Here is a 15,364-nt window from a genome sequence, read left to right as displayed (position 1 = left end):
AACATCCAATGCGAAGCTCAAGCTATATTATTGATTTACATCTAAATTATGGCCAAGTGTTGTGCTTCGGCTAAACATTGCACAAAGCTAAAACGGCGCTACTTTCCGGACTGCGGCCCAGAGACAGCATCCGGCCGCGTCAGAATATACGCAGCCCCCGCCCCCATAAACACAAGCTGCACGACCAGCACGGTACGCGGCACCCCGGCCAAAAGACTTGCCCCCAAAACGCACACCATAAGACTGCACGCCAACACCTTATAGCGCCGCGCAATCGCCCCATGCGCTTCCCATTCTGTAATGATCGGGCCGAAAACCCTGTTCTCCTCCAACCAGCGGCGCAGCCGTGGTGAGCTTTTTGCAAAAGCAAAGGCGGCCAACAAAACAAAGGGCGTTGTGGGAAGTAGCGGCAAAACAACACCAATAACGCCCAACACTAAAGCCAGCCCCCCAACAATCAGCCAGCCCAAGCGGGCCATTCGCCCTAACGCGGTCGCCGTGACCTGCTTTGAGTGTTGCTCGGCGCTCATTGCGACCCTTTGCCCCTTGAATTGGTATTTGCAATACTGTTTTAGACATTCAACAGCTAGAGTAAACCATAACATATGTCACCGGGGTGGATATGCGCCTGACGAGTTTCACAGATTACGGCCTTCGGGCATTGATGCGGATTGCCAGCGACACCGAGCGCGCATGGAGCACCGCCGAGATCGCCGATGAGTTCGATATTTCGCGCCACCACCTGACCAAAGCCATCGCGCTGCTGGCCAATGCGGGCTATGTGACGACGCGGCGTGGCGGCGGCGGCGGCGCCACTTTGGCGCGCCCTGCAAAGCACATAAAACTGGGCGAAATCATACGCCTGCTGGAGCGCGACCAAGTCTTGGTCGAGTGTAATCAAGCCACTGGAAACACCTGCGCAATCACGCCGAGCTGTCGCCTGAAAGACCACCTAGGGCGGGCCGAAGAGGCATTTATGGCATCGCTGGACACCTGCTCCCTAGCCGATTGCACCCTGCCCGCGCGCGTGCCGGATTTCATCACCCCCACCAAGAATAAGGCTATATAATATGACCTCCTCAGAGCAAATTCGCGCATGGTCTGGTCCGGCACTCTTGTCTTACGGGTTTCGCCCCTTTTTCTTGTTCGGGGCCATTTGGGCCGCTGCCTCAATGATAATGTGGATATCCATGTTGTCCGGCGGGCCGTTTTTACCAACACAATTTGATCCTGTCTCATGGCACGCACATGAGTTCCTGTTTGGCTATTTAGGGGCCATCGTTGCAGGGTTTTTACTAACGGCGGTGCCAAATTGGACCGGGCGCTTGCCTGTCGTGGGCTGGAAACTTGGCGCGTTGGTTGGGGTTTGGGGGTTGGGGCGCATTGCGGTTGCCACCTCAGAATACCTATCGCCAGCTTTGGTGGCACTAACGGACCTTGCCTTTTTGCTAGCGCTTGGCGGCGTTATTTTGCGCGAAATCGTGGCGGGCAAAAACTGGAAAAACCTAATTGTGCTGGCAATGTTGGTGGTACTGACCATCGCGAATGGCATCTTCCACCTAGAGGCCGCGCGCGGCGACTATGCCGCACAGGGCATAGGCTTGCGGTTGGGACTGGCGGCGGCCTTGATGATGGTATCGGTGATTGGCGGACGGGTTGTGCCCTCGTTTACGCGCAACTGGTTGGTCAAGGTAGGCAGCGATATTCGCCCTGCCCCACCCATGCAACGCTTTGATAAGATAACATTATTAAGCACACTCGCAGCGCTTGCAGTTTGGGTTACTTGGCCCGAAGCGTCAATGACCGGACTGTTGGTTCTGCTCATGGGGGTGCTGCAAACTGCCCGCCTGATCCGCTGGAAAGGCCAACACACGACCGCACAACCTTTGGTCTGGGTGCTGCACGCAGGCTATAGTTTTGTCCCCTTGGGGGCATTGATCGCGGGGGGCAGCATCTTTTTCCCAGAGCTGATCGGCTCAACCTCTGCACAGCATGTCTGGATGGCGGGCGCGATTGGCTTGATGACATTGGCGGTGATGACGCGCGCGACATTGGGCCATTCAGGGCGCGAGCTTCACGCAAATGCCGCCACCACCGCGATTTATCTGATCTTTATCGTGGCGGTCTTTGCGCGATTAATGGCGGGTCTATTCCCAGACGCGCTGATGACGCTTTATTCCATATCCGCCATTTGCTGGATCGCCAGCTTTGGCGGTTTTGCAGCTCTCTACGGGCCAATGCTCCTGCTGCCCAAGCCTGAAAAATCGTGACATGGACGTAGGTTAGAAGTTGTCTTTAAGGTGCCGCAACTTGGTGAAAACCTCTGCATCCGTGGCATCTTCCATCCCCAAATGCGCCCGGATACCTGCGTCCGAGGAGCGCAGGAACGGGTTCGTCGCCAGCTCTGCCCCTATGGTTGAGGGCACCGTTGGATCACCCTGCTCGCGAAGCTGCTCGACCTCAATTGCACGCGCCTTTAGCGCCATGTTATCCGGGTCCACCGAGACGGCAAAAGCGGTGTTTGACAGGGTGTATTCATGCGCACAATACACCTGCGTTTCTGGCGGCAATGCCATCAGCTTTTGCAGGCTGTCCCACATGGTCACAGGATCACCTTCAAACAGCCGGCCACAGCCCATAACAAACAAGCTATCCCCTGTAAAAACAATAGCTTCCGAGGCGAGGTGAAAGTTCAACATATCCATAGTGTGACCCGGTGTGTGCAGCACTGACACCTCGCGCCCCGCGAACTGAAAACTGTCGCCCCCCGCCATCACCTGATCGACCCCCGCAATGCCTGCGGGGCCAAAAACCCGCGCCCCGGAGCTGGCCTTCACATCGGCCAACCCCGTGACGTGATCATCGTGGTGGTGAGTGATCCAAATCTGGGTAATCTTCCAGCCAGTTTGCGCGATAGCGGCCAGATAGGATGGGCTGTGACCTGCATCTATCGCCGCTGTCTCGCCGCTATCTGGATCGTGGATTAAGACGCCGTAGTTTTCCAGTGGAGGATGCGGGAACTGGTGGATTTGTAACATTTTACGCCTTTGTCATCCAAGTTTTGCCATAGGCGTAAACTGCGTATCAGTTTATCGCAACCTTAACGCATCGCCCCACGCATCGCTGTGCCAAGCAAATTCACGTCAGAGGCCACAGCGACCATTGTGGCCCCCATTTCCAGATAATGCTCTGCACGGGTCGGATCAAAACTGATGCACCCGGCGATTTTGCCCGCCTTGACGATCCGCGTGATGGCGTCATCAATGGCCTCTTGCACCACAGTCGCGTCTAAATCATGCGAAAACCCCATGGAGCCGGCCAGATCCGCAGGTCCGATGAACACCCCGTCCACGCCCTCCACGGCACAAATATCCTCTAGGTTTTCAAGTGCAGTCACGCTCTCGGCCTGCACCATCAGACACACGCGATCATTGGCATTTGCCAGATAACTTTGGTCTTGATTATAGCCCGAGGCGCGCACTATGGCGGGCGCAATGCCGCGCGTTCCTTGGGGGAAACCCTGCGTCGGATAACGCATCGCTTGCGCCATCTCGCGGGCCTGCTCGGGCGTGTCCACCATCGGTACGACCACGGTATGCAGCCCTAAATCGAGCACTTGTTTGATCATCCAGTCGCGGGCTTTTGGAATGCGCACGCAGGCATTTGGCCCCAACACACGCGCCTGATCGGCAATTACCGCAATATCATAGGGGGCGTGTTCACCATCAATCAGCCCCCAATCGAACCCTGCGCCCATCGCCATTTCAGCACTGGCAGCACTTCCTAGGCCCAGCCAGACCCCGCGTAATGCTTTGCCTGCGACTAATAGCTCTTTCAAAGATGACATGAACGTGCCTTTCCGATCAAAATGGTTGAAACTGCTGGAGAATACTCACATGCTCCGGCCAATAACACTGGATGATGCACATCCTGTCTGGGAGGACAATATGAACAATCTACTAAAAACCACGGCTGTGGTCGCGCTGAGCTTTGCCTTTGTTGGCCAAGCTGCGGCGACGGAATGGAATGTCTCGGTCTGGGGCAAACGCCGTGCCTTTACCGAGCATGTGGAGAAGCTGGCCGAGTTGGTCTCGGCCAAGACCAATGGCGAATTCACCATGAATGTCAGCTATGGCGGCCTCTCCAAGAACCGCGAAAACCTTGATGGGATTTCCATTGGCGCGTTTGAGATGGCGCAGTTCTGCGCGGGCTATCACCGCGATAAAAACCCAACCGTCACCGTGCTGGAGCTGCCTTTCCTGGGCGTCAGCACCCTTGAGGAAGAAGTCGCCGTTGCGCGTGCGGTCTACGCCCACCCTGCTGCGACTAAAGATCTGGCGCGCTGGAATGCAAAGCTTTTGATGACCAGCCCGATGCCACAATATAACATCGTTGGCACCGGCGATATACGCGATGAGCTGGCGGAATTTGCCGGTATGCGCGTGCGTGCAACCGGTGGTTTGGGCAAAGCGTTTGAGGCCGTTGGCGCCGTTCCGACATCCGTGACCGCGACCGAGGCCTATAACGCCATGGAATCGGGCGTTGTCGACACGGTTGCCTTTGCTCAACACGCGCATTTGGCCTTCCGCACGATTGATATCGCGGAATGGTGGACTGAAAACCTTAACCCCGGCACCGTGAATTGCCCTGTTGTGGTTAATACTGATGCCTATGACGCGCTATCGGATGCGGAACGTGAAGCGCTCGACAGCTCAATCCCCGAGGCGATTGCGCACTACCTGTCCAACTACGGCGAGTTGCTCAAAAAATGGGACACTGTGCTAGAGGAAAAAGGCGTCAAGAAAGTAACCGTTTCTGATGCCACCATTGCCGAGTTCCGCGCCAAGGCGGCCGACCCAATTCGTGACCAATGGATCAAGGATATGGAAGCTCAAGGCATTCCGGGCCAAGAGCTATATGACCTTGTGGTCAGCACGTTGGAAAAGCACCGCGCAGGAAACTAAGCGGTTTCGCGCCTCGGCATATCTTGCCGAGGCGCTTTAATTTCAAAGGCTTGCCTCTATGTCTTCATCATCAGTCCTAACCGATGACAGTCTGCTGTCACGGATCGACCGACTTGTTTTACGCTTTGAGAAGGTGCTCAACCTTGCCTCGGGCATTATCATTTTCGCACTGGTTTTGCTGGCCTGCTACAACGTGTTCGGGCGTAAGTTATTCAATTCACCAGTGCCGGGATATGTAGACTGGACCGAACAATTCATGGCCGCCTTTGCCTTCCTTGGCGTGGCCTATTGCCAACGCGAGGGCGGGCATATTCGTATGGATATCTTTGTCGGCGCGCTGCGGGGTCGTATGCTGTGGCTGGCCGAATTTTTATCTACCACCTTCATGCTTTTGTTAATCACTGTGTTAATTTACGGCACATGGTTTCACTTCCTGCGCAGCTTTGATTTTGCCGCGCCGATGTGGTCACGCGATAGCTCGATCGACATCGCCCTGCCCCTTTGGCCCGCAAAATTGATCGTGCCTGTGGCGCTCACGCTTTTGTGGATGCGACTTTGGGTGCAACTCTGGGGGTTCGGGCGCGCGTTTCGCACCAATGCGACCCGCCCCGTAGCGGTGCCAATTATCGAGGATGCCCTCGCCCAAGCAAAACGCGAGGCGGATGCCTTGGAAGAGCAGAAAGCCCGCCAAAATGGATAGTATTATCGACATGAAAGCCCTGATGGAGGGCGTTGATATCTTCACCGTATCACTCTGGCTGTCGGGGCTGATGGTGGTGTTCGTGCTGATCGGCGTGCGCGTGGCCTTTGCCACGGCCTTTATCGGCTTCCTTGGCCTGTGCCTATTTTTCATGCAAAAACAAGGCTTTGACAAAGGTCTTATCACAGCAATGAAGCTGGCGGGTCAGGTGCCGCATTCCAAATCGACCACATATGCACTGTCGCTGATCCCGACCTTCATTTTAATCGGTTATCTGGCTTATTACGCCGGTTTAACGCAGGCCTTATTCGAAGCGGCAAAACGCTGGGTTGGCTGGATGCCGGGTGGGCTTGGTGTGGCGACGGTGTTCGCTACGGCAGGGTTTGCTGCCGTGTCTGGCGCGTCCGTTGCGACCTCGGCCGTGTTCGCGCGCATCGCCATCCCCGAGATGTTAAAACTGGGCTATGACAAACGCTTTGCCGCGGGTGTTGTGGCGGCGGGTGGCACGTTGGCCTCGCTGATCCCGCCCTCCGCCATCTTGGTTATTTACGCGATCATCGTCGAGCAATCGGTGGGGAAACTGCTGCTGGCAGGCTTCATACCGGGGGCGGTTTCTGCCGTGATCTATGCCGGACTGGTGGTTGGATTGGCCAAGTGGCGCAAGGATTTAGGCCCGCCTGTGACCGGGTTCTCATGGAAGCAGCGTTTTGAATGCCTGCCCGGTGCCGCGCCAATCCTGTTGGTTGTATTCATCATCGTCTACTCGATCTATTTCGGCTGGGCGACCCCCACCGAGGCCGGCGCATTGGGTGCCTTTGTGGTGCTTGCCATGGCGTTGTGGCGTGGCATGAAATGGGGCGATTTATCCAACGCTTTGATGGAGGCCGCCAAGCTGACAGTGATGATCTTCACCATGATCTGGGGCGTGCTGATCTATGTGCGCTTCTTGGGCTTTGCCAAGCTGCCCGAAGCCTTCGCCACCTTCATCGCGGGCTTGGAGCAACCGGCCTATGTCACGCTTTTGTGCATCCTCGGGGCCTATGTGATCTTGGGCATGTTCATGGATGCGATCGGCATGTTGATCTTGACCCTGCCCGTCACCTTCCCCGCTGTCATTGCCCTAAACGGGGCTGGAGATAGTGGCGTGGGCGAGTTGGGCATGACCAGTGATGAATGCGCAATCTGGTTTGGCATTATCGTGGTTAAAATGGCCGAGCTGTGTTTGATTACACCGCCCATTGGCTTGAACTGCTTTGTCGTAGCGGGAGTGGCGCAAGACGCAAAGTTACCCATCACCGTGCAAGATGTGTTCCGTGGCGCGTCACCATTCTTCGCCGCAGATGTCGTGACCGTGGCCGTGTTGATTGCCTTTCCGGGCATCGTGTTGTGGTTGCCATCGCTTATGTAGAACGATGGCGACATAGCCATATTGGTTACTCAATTCGTGTTGAGCCGCGATTTGATCGGCTATACTTGCGCTTTCCAACCATAAACCCTGCATAGCAGATATATTTCAGGAAAATCCTTTCTGGCCATTCAGGCGCAGTTGCGCGTAGCATTGGCATTGCAAAAACGGGCATGGGGGGTGCAGTTTGCACCCTGACTTAGGCGCGCTTGTCCCTTTTCTTTTAGGGAAACGCTGCGTACTATCGCGCCATAAAAATAGATGATCAGGGAGATCAAAAAATGAAACAACTGCTGCTTGCAACCACTGCAACCGCCATGATGGCCGGCTCTGCTTTCGCTGAAGACATTAAAATCGGCATCATTTTGGGCTTCACTGGCCCGCTAGAGTCACTGGCTCAACAAATGGCTGGTGGCGCTGAAGCTGCTATCAAAGAAGTCACTGAATCCGGCAAGCTGCTGGACGGCGCGACCGTCACAGGCATTCGCGCAGACAGCACATGCGTTGACGCGGCTGCGGCGACGTCTGCCGCCGAGCGTCTGGTCACTTCCGACAAAGTAAACGCTATCATGGGCGCTGATTGCTCCGGTGTAACGGGCGCTATTTTGTCCAATGTGGCGCTGGCCAACGGCACGGTAATGATCTCGCCCTCCGCGACTTCACCCGGCCTGTCCACCGCCGAAGACAACGGCTTGTTCTTCCGCACCGCCCCGTCTGATGCGCGCCAAGGCGTGGTGATGACCGAAGTGCTGTTGGAAGAAGGCATCAAATCGGTTGCCCTAACCTACACCAACAACGACTACGGCAAAGGTTTGGCCGATGCGTTCCAATCCGCCTACGAGGCTGCTGGTGGCACGATCACCATCTCCGCAGGCCACGAAGACGGCAAAGCAGACTACTCGGCAGAAGTAGGTGCATTGGCATCGGCAGGTGGCGACCGTTTGGTTGTTGCGGGCTATGTTGACCAAGGCGGCTCGGGCATTGTTCGCGCAGCACTGGATTCCGGTGCATTCGATACGTTCCACTTCCCTGACGGCATGATTTCTGACAAATTGGTCGAGAACTTCGGCGCGGAAATCAACGGCTCTACCGGTCAAAACCCCGGCACAGACAGCCCGGGTGCGCAAAAGTACCAAGAGCTGATCGGCGACGCGTTCAACGCAACTTCGCCTTTCTCGGCTGAAAGCTATGACGCGGCAGCGCTTATCATGTTGGCGATGCAGGCTGCTGGATCCTCGGATTCGGCTGCGCTGAAAGACAAAGTCATGGACGTGGCCAATGCGCCGGGCGAGCAAATCTTCCCCGGCGAGCTGGCCAAAGGGCTGGAATTGCTTAAAGCGGGCAAAGAGATCGACTATGTTGGCGCCTCGGCTGTTGAGCTGATTGGTGGCGGCGAGTCCGCTGGCAACTATCGCCAAGTTACCTTCACCGATGGCAAGCTGGACGTGGTCAAGTACCGCTAAGCCACGCTTTTGAAAATCTGCAAACAGCCCGGAGCACATCCGGGCTGTTTTGCTAGGGGGAGATAACAATGATCGTCGTAGACGACCTACATAAACATTTCGGCGGCTTCCATGCCGTTGACGGGGCAAGTTTAACGATCGAGCAGGGCTCAATCACTGGACTTATCGGCCCAAACGGTGCCGGAAAAACGACTCTTTTCAACGTGATCGCGGGCGTTCTTAAACCAACTTCTGGGCGTGTTACCATGGGTGGTGAAGATATCACGGGCCTGCCGCCACATACGTTGTTTTCCAAAGGATTGCTGCGAACCTTCCAAATTGCCCATGAATTTTCCTCGATGACGCTGCGCGAGAACCTGATGATGGTTCCCGGCGATCAATCGGGCGAGAAGCTGTGGAATACATGGTTTGGCCGCAAACGCATCGCTGATGAGGAACGCGCGCTAGCGGCGAAAGCCGATGAGGTGTTGGAATTCTTGACCATCGACCATATTCGCGACGAACGCGCGGGCAATATCTCTGGTGGCCAGAAAAAGCTGCTGGAATTGGGGCGCACCATGATGGTCGACGCCAAGATTGTGTTTCTCGACGAGGTGGGCGCAGGTGTGAACCGCACCCTGCTCAACACCATCGGCGACGCGATTATCCGCCTCAATCAAGAGCGCGGTTATACCTTCGTCGTGATTGAACATGACATGGATTTCATCGGCCGCCTGTGTGATCCGGTGATCTGCATGGCCGAGGGCAAAGTTCTGGCTCAAGGCACGTTGGACGAGATCAAAGCCAACGAGCAGGTGATCGAGGCCTACCTAGGCACGGGCCTGAAAAACAAGGTGGTGAACGCATGAGCAGCGATCCTTACACAACGCGCGGCAACAAGGATGCGTCCTTGGGCAAAAACCCGACCAAAGCCGTCGGCGGCGCGATTGAGACACAAAAAACCAAGCTATCACCCACCACTGGCACCGCTAACGAGCCATATCTAATTGGCGACACCATGTCGGGCGGTTACGGCCAAGGCCCTGACATTTTGCACGACTGTACGATCGCGGTGAACAAGGGCGAGATCGCCGTGATTGTCGGCCCAAACGGCGCCGGCAAGTCCACCGCGATGAAGGCCGTGTTTGGCATGTTGAACGTGCGCCAAGGCGCGGTGCGGTTGGGCGGCGAGGATATCACATCGCTATCCCCGCAAGCCCGCGTGGCCAAGGGCATGGCCTTTGTGCCGCAAACATCAAATATCTTCACAACGATGACGGTTGAGGAAAACCTAGAGATGGGCGGCTTCCTGCGCCGTGATGATTTGTCTGAGACTATCGCCCAGATTTACGAGTTGTTTCCCATCCTCGGGGACAAGCGCAACCAACCCGCCGGAGAGCTGTCAGGCGGGCAACGCCAACAAGTGGCAGTCGGGCGCGCCTTGATGACCCAACCGCAAGTTTTAATGCTGGACGAGCCAACCGCGGGGGTCTCACCAATCGTTATGGACGAGTTGTTTGACCGCATTATCGAGATCGCCCGCACCGGGGTGTCAATTCTCATGGTAGAGCAAAATGCCCGCCAAGCCCTTGAAGTTGCAGATAAAGGATACGTTTTGGTTCAAGGTAAAAACCGCTTCACTGACACTGGGCAGGCTTTGCTGAACGATCCCGAAGTCCGCAAAAGCTTTTTGGGAGGGTGAGTATGAAAGCTGCACCCTTCCCGCTGACCGCGCGCAAATATGAGGTGAAAACCTGATGGACTATCTCAACGCCCTCGTGGCTTTCTTAAACTTCGTTGTCGTCCCCGGCACCGCCTATGGCGCACAATTGGCGCTTGGCGCACTTGGGGTGACGCTGATTTACGGCATCTTGCGGTTCTCCAATTTCGCCCATGGCGACACCATGGCTTTTGGCACCATGTTTGTGATCCTGATCACCTGGGGGTTCCAGAGCATGGGCATCAGTTTTGGCCCCTTGCCGACCGCCCTGCTCGCCCTGCCCTTTGGCATTATGCTGATGGGGCTGGTGCTGATTGGGACCGATAAAGTCGTCTATAAATTCTACCGAGAACGCAAAGTGAAACCTGTGGTCATGGTCATGGTATCTTTGGGCGTTATGTTCATCATGAACGGGTTGACCCGCTTTATCATCGGACCTGATGACCAACGGTTTTCGGATGGGGAGCGCTTTATCATTTCGGCGCGCCACTTCAAAGAGTTGACGGGCCTGAAAGAGGGTTTGGCGATTAAAACTACCCAAGGTATCACCCTAGTCACGGCCGTTATTGTGGTGATCGTGCTGTTCTGGTTTCTCAACAAAACCCGCACCGGGAAATCCATGCGGGCGTTCTCGGACAATGAGGATTTAGCGCTGCTATCAGGCATCAACCCCGAGCGCGTGGTGCTTTATACGTGGTTAATCGTTGCGGCTTTGGCAACCATTGCAGGCACACTGTACGGGCTAGACAAGTCATTCAAACCGTTCACTTATTTCCAACTCTTACTACCAATTTTTGCCGCCGCCATCGTCGGTGGTTTAGGCAATCCATTGGGGGCCATCGCGGGCGGGTTCGTGATCGCATTCTCTGAGGTGACGGTAACCTACGCCTTCAAAAAGGTCGCAACTTACGTGCTGCCAGATGCCATGGCACCCGACGGGCTCGTCCAATTGGTTAGCACGGATTACAAGTTTGCCATCTCGTTCTCGATCCTCATTATCGTGTTGCTGTTCAAGCCCACGGGCCTGTTTAAAGGACAATCCGTATGACAATGCGTGACACTCTCCTCTTTGTCTTCGTCGCCCTGCTGATCGTAGCTACCGGCTTTTTTCAGTCATGGAATTTAGCCTTCACCATTCTTAATATGGGGCTGATCTCTGCCATCATGGCCTTGGGCGTAAACCTGCAATGGGGCCTCGCGGGGCTGTTTAACGTTGGCATTATGGGCTTTGTGGCCTTGGGTGGTTTGGCGACAGTTATCACCTCCATGCCTGCCAATTCCGAAGAATGGTCCGCAGGCGGTTTGCAAATTGTCGCAGGGCTTTTACTGGGCGCAGGGACAGTCGTTGCCGCGATCATGGTCAACCAACGGGTGCCCAAGGGGCGTACGCGCACATTAACAATGCTGGCTGTGCTTATCGGCGGTTTCTTCCTGTTTCGTTATGTTTTTGACGCAGGCGTCGAGGCCGTTGAGGCGATCAACCCCGCCTCCACTGGCTATCTTGGTGGGCTTGGCTTGCCGATCTTATTCGCATGGCCTGTTGGCGGCTTACTTGCGGCTGGCGCAGCTTGGATCATCGGCAAAACAGCCCTCGGGCTGCGCTCTGATTATCTGGCGATTGCAACCTTGGGCATTGCCGAAATCATCATTTACCTGATGAAAAATGAAGACTGGCTGTCGCGTGGCGTGAAAAACGTGGTCGGCTTGAAACGCCCCACTGGCGTGCCCTACGAGATTGACCTGCAAAACACGCCCAGCTTTGTTGAGCGCGCGGCCAGTTTGGGAATGGACCCTGCAACGGCTTCCACGCTCTATGTAAAACTGGGTTACACGATCCTGTTCACGATCGTTTTGGTTATCTTGCTGTGGCTGTCGCAAAAGGCACTCAGTTCTCCTTGGGGGCGGATGATGCGTGCCATTCGCGACAACGAAGTCGCAGCCGAGGCCATGGGCAAGGATGTCACCGCGCGCCACTTGCAAGTGTTCATACTTGGCTCTGCCATTTGCGGTATTGCGGGCGCGATGATGACCACGCTGGACGGCCAATTGACGCCCACCAGCTACCAGCCACTACGCTATACTTTTCTGATCTGGGTGATGGTTATTGTCGGCGGATCGGGCAACAATTTCGGCTCTGTTTTGGGCGGTTTCCTGATCTGGTTCCTCTGGGTTCAAGTCGAGCCAATGGGCCTGCTGCTGATGCAAGGTATCACCTACGGCATGGCCGAAGGATCCGCGTTGAAATCCCACCTCATCGACAGCGCAGCACACATGCGCTTGCTGACCATGGGTGTGGTTTTGTTGCTGGTGCTCAGGTTCAGCCCGAAAGGCTTAATCCCGGAGCGGTAGAAACCAAAGGGGTCGCCGCTCTCGAACGCGGGGGATGGCGGCTCTGCATGAGGTAAAAAAGGGGACGTCAAATGTCGATAACCGCAATGATTTTAATCGCGCTGATTGCCGCGCTTCATTTCTATATTATGTGGTTCGAAATGTTTGCATGGACAACGCGCGGGCCAAAAATATTTCGAAGTTTCCCCAAAGATTTATTCGAGCCGACCCAAGGGCTTGCCGCCAATCAGGGCCTCTATAACGGGTTTCTCGCCGCGGGTTTGATCTGGTCATTGGTCATTCAAACACCAGTTTGGGCCACGAATGTCGCAAGTTTTTTCCTCCTGTGCATCGCCATCGCGGGCCTTTATGGCGCGGCGACAGCGGCACGGCGGATATTGTATGTTCAAACAATTCCAGCAAGCATTGCATTACTGGCCCTCTATTTGACCTAAGCGCGTAATTTTTCACCCGAAGGATCAAACGGCGGCTCTGCCAAAACCACGCTGCGGTGCGGTCGGCCAAGGATCATCACGTCAACCTCTGTCCCCGGCTCGACGCCTTTCAAAAACCCCAAAGCCAGTGATTTACCCACGCTGTAGCCATAAGCGCCGGAGGTGACGCGCCCGACTGGCGTGCCATCGGGCAAGAAAATCGGCTCGCCGCCAGTTGCGTCCGCGCGGTCGACCTCTAGCACCTCTATGATGCTTAAAACCTCGCGGGGCGGATTGTCCATCAGTGCGGCGTAGGCATCTTTGTTCAAGAAATCCTTCCCCATTTTGATCAGCCCAGACAGCCCCACTTCCTGTGGCCAATATTCAGGGCTGTATTCGCGTGACCAAGACCCGTAGCCCTTCTCAATGCGCAAAGACATCAACGCCCGAGACCCTACCGGCCCCGCACCAAATTCGCGACCTGTCTCGATCAACGCCTCATACAGACGGTGCTGATCTTCGGTTTTGCAATGCAATTCCCAGCCCAGATCACCGGTGAAAGACACACGTAAAGCGACCAGATCAACGCCCGCCAAAGTGATCTGTTGCGAGCGCATAAATGGGAAATCCTCCGTCGCCAGTGACACGTTGGTTAAGCGTTCCAGCATGGCGCGACTGTCTGGGCCGGCCACGTTGAAGCCACACATCGCCTCGGTTTTGCTCTCGAAAGTGACCGTCTTGGGGCGCACCACTGCGTTGAAAAACCGCAAATGATAGCGCTCCGCCATGCCTGACCCGATGATCAGGAAATCCTCGTCGTCTAGTTTCGTGACGGTGAAATCGCCAGCAATGCCACCCCGCACCCCGATCAAAGGTGTCAGGCAGGACCGCCCCACAGCCTTTGGCATATTATTGGCAAAGATGGCGTTCAACCAGTCCGAGGCCCCTGCCCCGCGCACCGAATATTTGGCGAAGTTCGAGATGTCGATGATGCCAGCCCGCTCGCGCAGCATCCGGCATTCCTCGCCCACCGGCTCAAACCAGTTTTGGCGGGTGAAGCCATTGGTGTCTTGTGTGCCTTGCGTGCCGGAAAACCACAACGGATGCTCCCAGCCGTAGTTCAGGCCAAACACCGCGCCCATGGCATTTTGTGTCTCGTAGATCGGGCGCACACGGGCCGGACGCCCTGCCGAGCGCTCCTCATTGGGGAAGTGGATAGAGAAGCGGTTGGCGTATTGGTCGCCAACCCGCGCTTTGGTGAATTTCTTGTCGGCCCATGCGCCAAATCGGGCCATATCCCAGGGGAACATGTCCAGATGCGCCTCGCCGGTGACGATCCATTCCGCCGTGAGCGAGCCAAGCCCACCGGATTGCGAGAACCCCGGAATGATGCCGTTACAACAGAAGTACCCCTTCAATTCTGGCACCGGCCCGAACAGCGCATTCGCGTCCGGTGTCCAGATCATCGGCCCGTTGATGACCCGCTTGATCCCCGCCGTGCCGACCACTGGCACGCGGTCAATCGCGCGCATCATATTGTCCTCGATACGCTCCAGATCATCCGCGAACAACTCATGCCCGAAACCTTGTGGCGTGCCATCTTCGGCCCAGAACCGGACGTCCTTCTCGTAAGCCCCGACCAGTAACCCGTTGCCCTCTTGGCGCAGATAATACTCACCGTCACGGTCCGCGACCGAGGGCAAACGATCAGGCAGCGCTGCAATCTCAGGAATAGTTTCTGTTACAAAATACTGGTGCTCTGTCGGCAGTAAAGGCAGCTCAATCCCCGCCATCGCCGCGACCTCGCGGCCCCATAATCCGGCGGCGTTCACCACCACGGGCGTCACGATATCGCCCTTCGGCGTCTTCACTACCCATGCGCCATCCGATTGCTGATCCGTCGCGGTCACCGGCGTAAAACGATAAATTTTCGCCCCGTTTTGGCGCGCCCCAGAGGCATAGGCATTGGTCACGCCCGACGGGTCCACATTGCCGCCCGAGGGCTCGAACATTATGCAGCGAATGCCGTCGTAATCCACCAAAGGATGCAAGCGTTCCGCCTCGGCGCGGTCCACCTCGTAGAAATTCAGCCCGTAATACTTGGCCTTGGCGGCTTGCAGGCGAAGCTGGTGCTCGCGCGCTTCGCTTTGGGCCAAATACAGTGACCCGGGCTGAAACACGCCGCAGGACTGCCCGGTTTCGGCCTCCAGCGCATTGTATAAATCCATGGTATAGTTTTGAATGCGCGTGATATTATTGTTGTCATGCAACCCATGAATATTGGCCGCCGCGTGCCATGTAGAGCCGGACGTCAGCTCGTCACGCTCCAGCAAGACGACATCAGACCAACCTAGTTTTGTGAGGTGATACA

At 56.0% G+C, this 15,364-nt stretch carries 15 protein-coding genes; 11 read left to right on the top strand and 4 right to left on the bottom strand.

From position 1 onward, the window contains the following. Positions 1-98 precede the first annotated feature (98 nt). Positions 99-530, bottom strand: coding sequence for a YbaN family protein (locus AC3Y7R_RS03185; RefSeq protein ID WP_490040554.1), 432 nt, complete (start codon positions 528-530; stop codon positions 99-101). Positions 531-622: 92 nt separating this feature from the next. Here AC3Y7R_RS03185 and AC3Y7R_RS03180 point away from each other — a divergent pair, with 92 nt between their 5' ends. Further along, complete coding sequence (locus tag AC3Y7R_RS03180; RefSeq protein WP_490040553.1) at positions 623-1,069, top strand: Rrf2 family transcriptional regulator; 447 nt, start codon at positions 623-625, stop codon at positions 1,067-1,069. Position 1,070: 1 nt separating this feature from the next. Then, positions 1,071-2,270 carry an NnrS family protein gene (locus AC3Y7R_RS03175; protein ID WP_490040552.1) on the top strand — a complete coding sequence of 400 codons (1,200 nt, stop codon included), beginning with the start codon at positions 1,071-1,073 and terminating at the stop codon, positions 2,268-2,270. 12 nt (positions 2,271-2,282) lie between these two features. Here the strand turns inward: AC3Y7R_RS03175 and gloB are convergent, their stop codons facing one another. After that, entirely contained in the window at positions 2,283-3,038 is a 756-nt protein-coding gene (gene gloB, locus AC3Y7R_RS03170; protein ID WP_490040551.1) for a hydroxyacylglutathione hydrolase, read from the bottom strand. A gap of 62 nt (positions 3,039-3,100) precedes the next feature. Beyond that, positions 3,101-3,847, bottom strand: a complete 747-nt coding sequence (locus tag AC3Y7R_RS03165) for an HpcH/HpaI aldolase family protein (RefSeq protein ID WP_490040550.1) — start codon at positions 3,845-3,847, stop codon at positions 3,101-3,103. A gap of 100 nt (positions 3,848-3,947) precedes the next feature. Between AC3Y7R_RS03165 and AC3Y7R_RS03160 the strand changes: the two genes are divergently transcribed. The 9 genes from AC3Y7R_RS03160 (at position 3,948) to AC3Y7R_RS03120 (ending at position 13,014) form a co-directional block, all read left to right on the top strand. Continuing rightward, positions 3,948-4,964, top strand: a complete 1,017-nt coding sequence (locus AC3Y7R_RS03160; RefSeq protein ID WP_490040549.1) for a C4-dicarboxylate TRAP transporter substrate-binding protein — start codon at positions 3,948-3,950, stop codon at positions 4,962-4,964. Positions 4,965-5,022: 58 nt separating this feature from the next. Further along, positions 5,023-5,664 (top strand): TRAP transporter small permease subunit, encoded by a 642-nt coding sequence (locus tag AC3Y7R_RS03155; protein WP_490040548.1) that lies wholly within the window; start codon positions 5,023-5,025, stop codon positions 5,662-5,664. 22 nt (positions 5,665-5,686) lie between these two features. Continuing rightward, complete coding sequence (locus AC3Y7R_RS03150; protein WP_490040973.1) at positions 5,687-7,072, top strand: TRAP transporter large permease; 1,386 nt, start codon at positions 5,687-5,689, stop codon at positions 7,070-7,072. Positions 7,073-7,350: 278 nt separating this feature from the next. Then, complete coding sequence (locus AC3Y7R_RS03145; protein ID WP_490040547.1) at positions 7,351-8,532, top strand: ABC transporter substrate-binding protein; 1,182 nt, start codon at positions 7,351-7,353, stop codon at positions 8,530-8,532. A gap of 68 nt (positions 8,533-8,600) precedes the next feature. Continuing rightward, entirely contained in the window at positions 8,601-9,380 is a 780-nt protein-coding gene (locus AC3Y7R_RS03140; RefSeq protein ID WP_490040546.1) for an ABC transporter ATP-binding protein, read from the top strand. Between the two features lie 149 nt (positions 9,381-9,529). Then, on the top strand, positions 9,530-10,213 hold the full coding sequence (locus tag AC3Y7R_RS03135; protein WP_490040972.1) for an ABC transporter ATP-binding protein: 684 nt from the start codon (positions 9,530-9,532) through the stop codon (positions 10,211-10,213). A gap of 55 nt (positions 10,214-10,268) precedes the next feature. Next, positions 10,269-11,279, top strand: coding sequence for a branched-chain amino acid ABC transporter permease (locus AC3Y7R_RS03130; RefSeq protein ID WP_490040545.1), 1,011 nt, complete (start codon positions 10,269-10,271; stop codon positions 11,277-11,279). Positions 11,280-11,281: 2 nt separating this feature from the next. Beyond that, complete coding sequence (locus AC3Y7R_RS03125; protein WP_490040544.1) at positions 11,282-12,580, top strand: branched-chain amino acid ABC transporter permease; 1,299 nt, start codon at positions 11,282-11,284, stop codon at positions 12,578-12,580. 71 nt (positions 12,581-12,651) lie between these two features. Further along, on the top strand, positions 12,652-13,014 hold the full coding sequence (locus AC3Y7R_RS03120) for a DUF1304 domain-containing protein (RefSeq protein ID WP_490040543.1): 363 nt from the start codon (positions 12,652-12,654) through the stop codon (positions 13,012-13,014). On the opposite strand, the gene AC3Y7R_RS03115 is transcribed toward AC3Y7R_RS03120, so the two are convergent. Then, on the bottom strand, positions 13,011-15,364 hold a 2,354-nt coding region (locus tag AC3Y7R_RS03115), incomplete at its 5' end, for a GcvT family protein (RefSeq protein WP_490040542.1). The two genes, AC3Y7R_RS03120 and AC3Y7R_RS03115, sit on opposite strands and share 4 nt — an antisense overlap.

Source organism: Litoreibacter sp. (assembly GCF_058136045.1).
This window is presented reverse-complemented; position numbering and strand designations above follow the sequence as displayed.

Coding starts and splice junctions, on each gene's coding strand:
- AC3Y7R_RS03185 (WP_490040554.1), bottom strand. CDS start 530: ATGAGCGCCGAGCAACACTCAAAGCAGGTCACGGCGACCGCGTTAGGG.
- AC3Y7R_RS03180 (WP_490040553.1), top strand. CDS start 623: ATGCGCCTGACGAGTTTCACAGATTACGGCCTTCGGGCATTGATGCGG.
- AC3Y7R_RS03175 (WP_490040552.1), top strand. CDS start 1,071: ATGACCTCCTCAGAGCAAATTCGCGCATGGTCTGGTCCGGCACTCTTG.
- gloB (WP_490040551.1), bottom strand. CDS start 3,038: ATGTTACAAATCCACCAGTTCCCGCATCCTCCACTGGAAAACTACGGC.
- AC3Y7R_RS03165 (WP_490040550.1), bottom strand. CDS start 3,847: ATGTCATCTTTGAAAGAGCTATTAGTCGCAGGCAAAGCATTACGCGGG.
- AC3Y7R_RS03160 (WP_490040549.1), top strand. CDS start 3,948: ATGAACAATCTACTAAAAACCACGGCTGTGGTCGCGCTGAGCTTTGCC.
- AC3Y7R_RS03155 (WP_490040548.1), top strand. CDS start 5,023: ATGTCTTCATCATCAGTCCTAACCGATGACAGTCTGCTGTCACGGATC.
- AC3Y7R_RS03150 (WP_490040973.1), top strand. CDS start 5,687: ATGGAGGGCGTTGATATCTTCACCGTATCACTCTGGCTGTCGGGGCTG.
- AC3Y7R_RS03145 (WP_490040547.1), top strand. CDS start 7,351: ATGAAACAACTGCTGCTTGCAACCACTGCAACCGCCATGATGGCCGGC.
- AC3Y7R_RS03140 (WP_490040546.1), top strand. CDS start 8,601: ATGATCGTCGTAGACGACCTACATAAACATTTCGGCGGCTTCCATGCC.
- AC3Y7R_RS03135 (WP_490040972.1), top strand. CDS start 9,530: ATGTCGGGCGGTTACGGCCAAGGCCCTGACATTTTGCACGACTGTACG.
- AC3Y7R_RS03130 (WP_490040545.1), top strand. CDS start 10,269: ATGGACTATCTCAACGCCCTCGTGGCTTTCTTAAACTTCGTTGTCGTC.
- AC3Y7R_RS03125 (WP_490040544.1), top strand. CDS start 11,282: ATGCGTGACACTCTCCTCTTTGTCTTCGTCGCCCTGCTGATCGTAGCT.
- AC3Y7R_RS03120 (WP_490040543.1), top strand. CDS start 12,652: ATGTCGATAACCGCAATGATTTTAATCGCGCTGATTGCCGCGCTTCAT.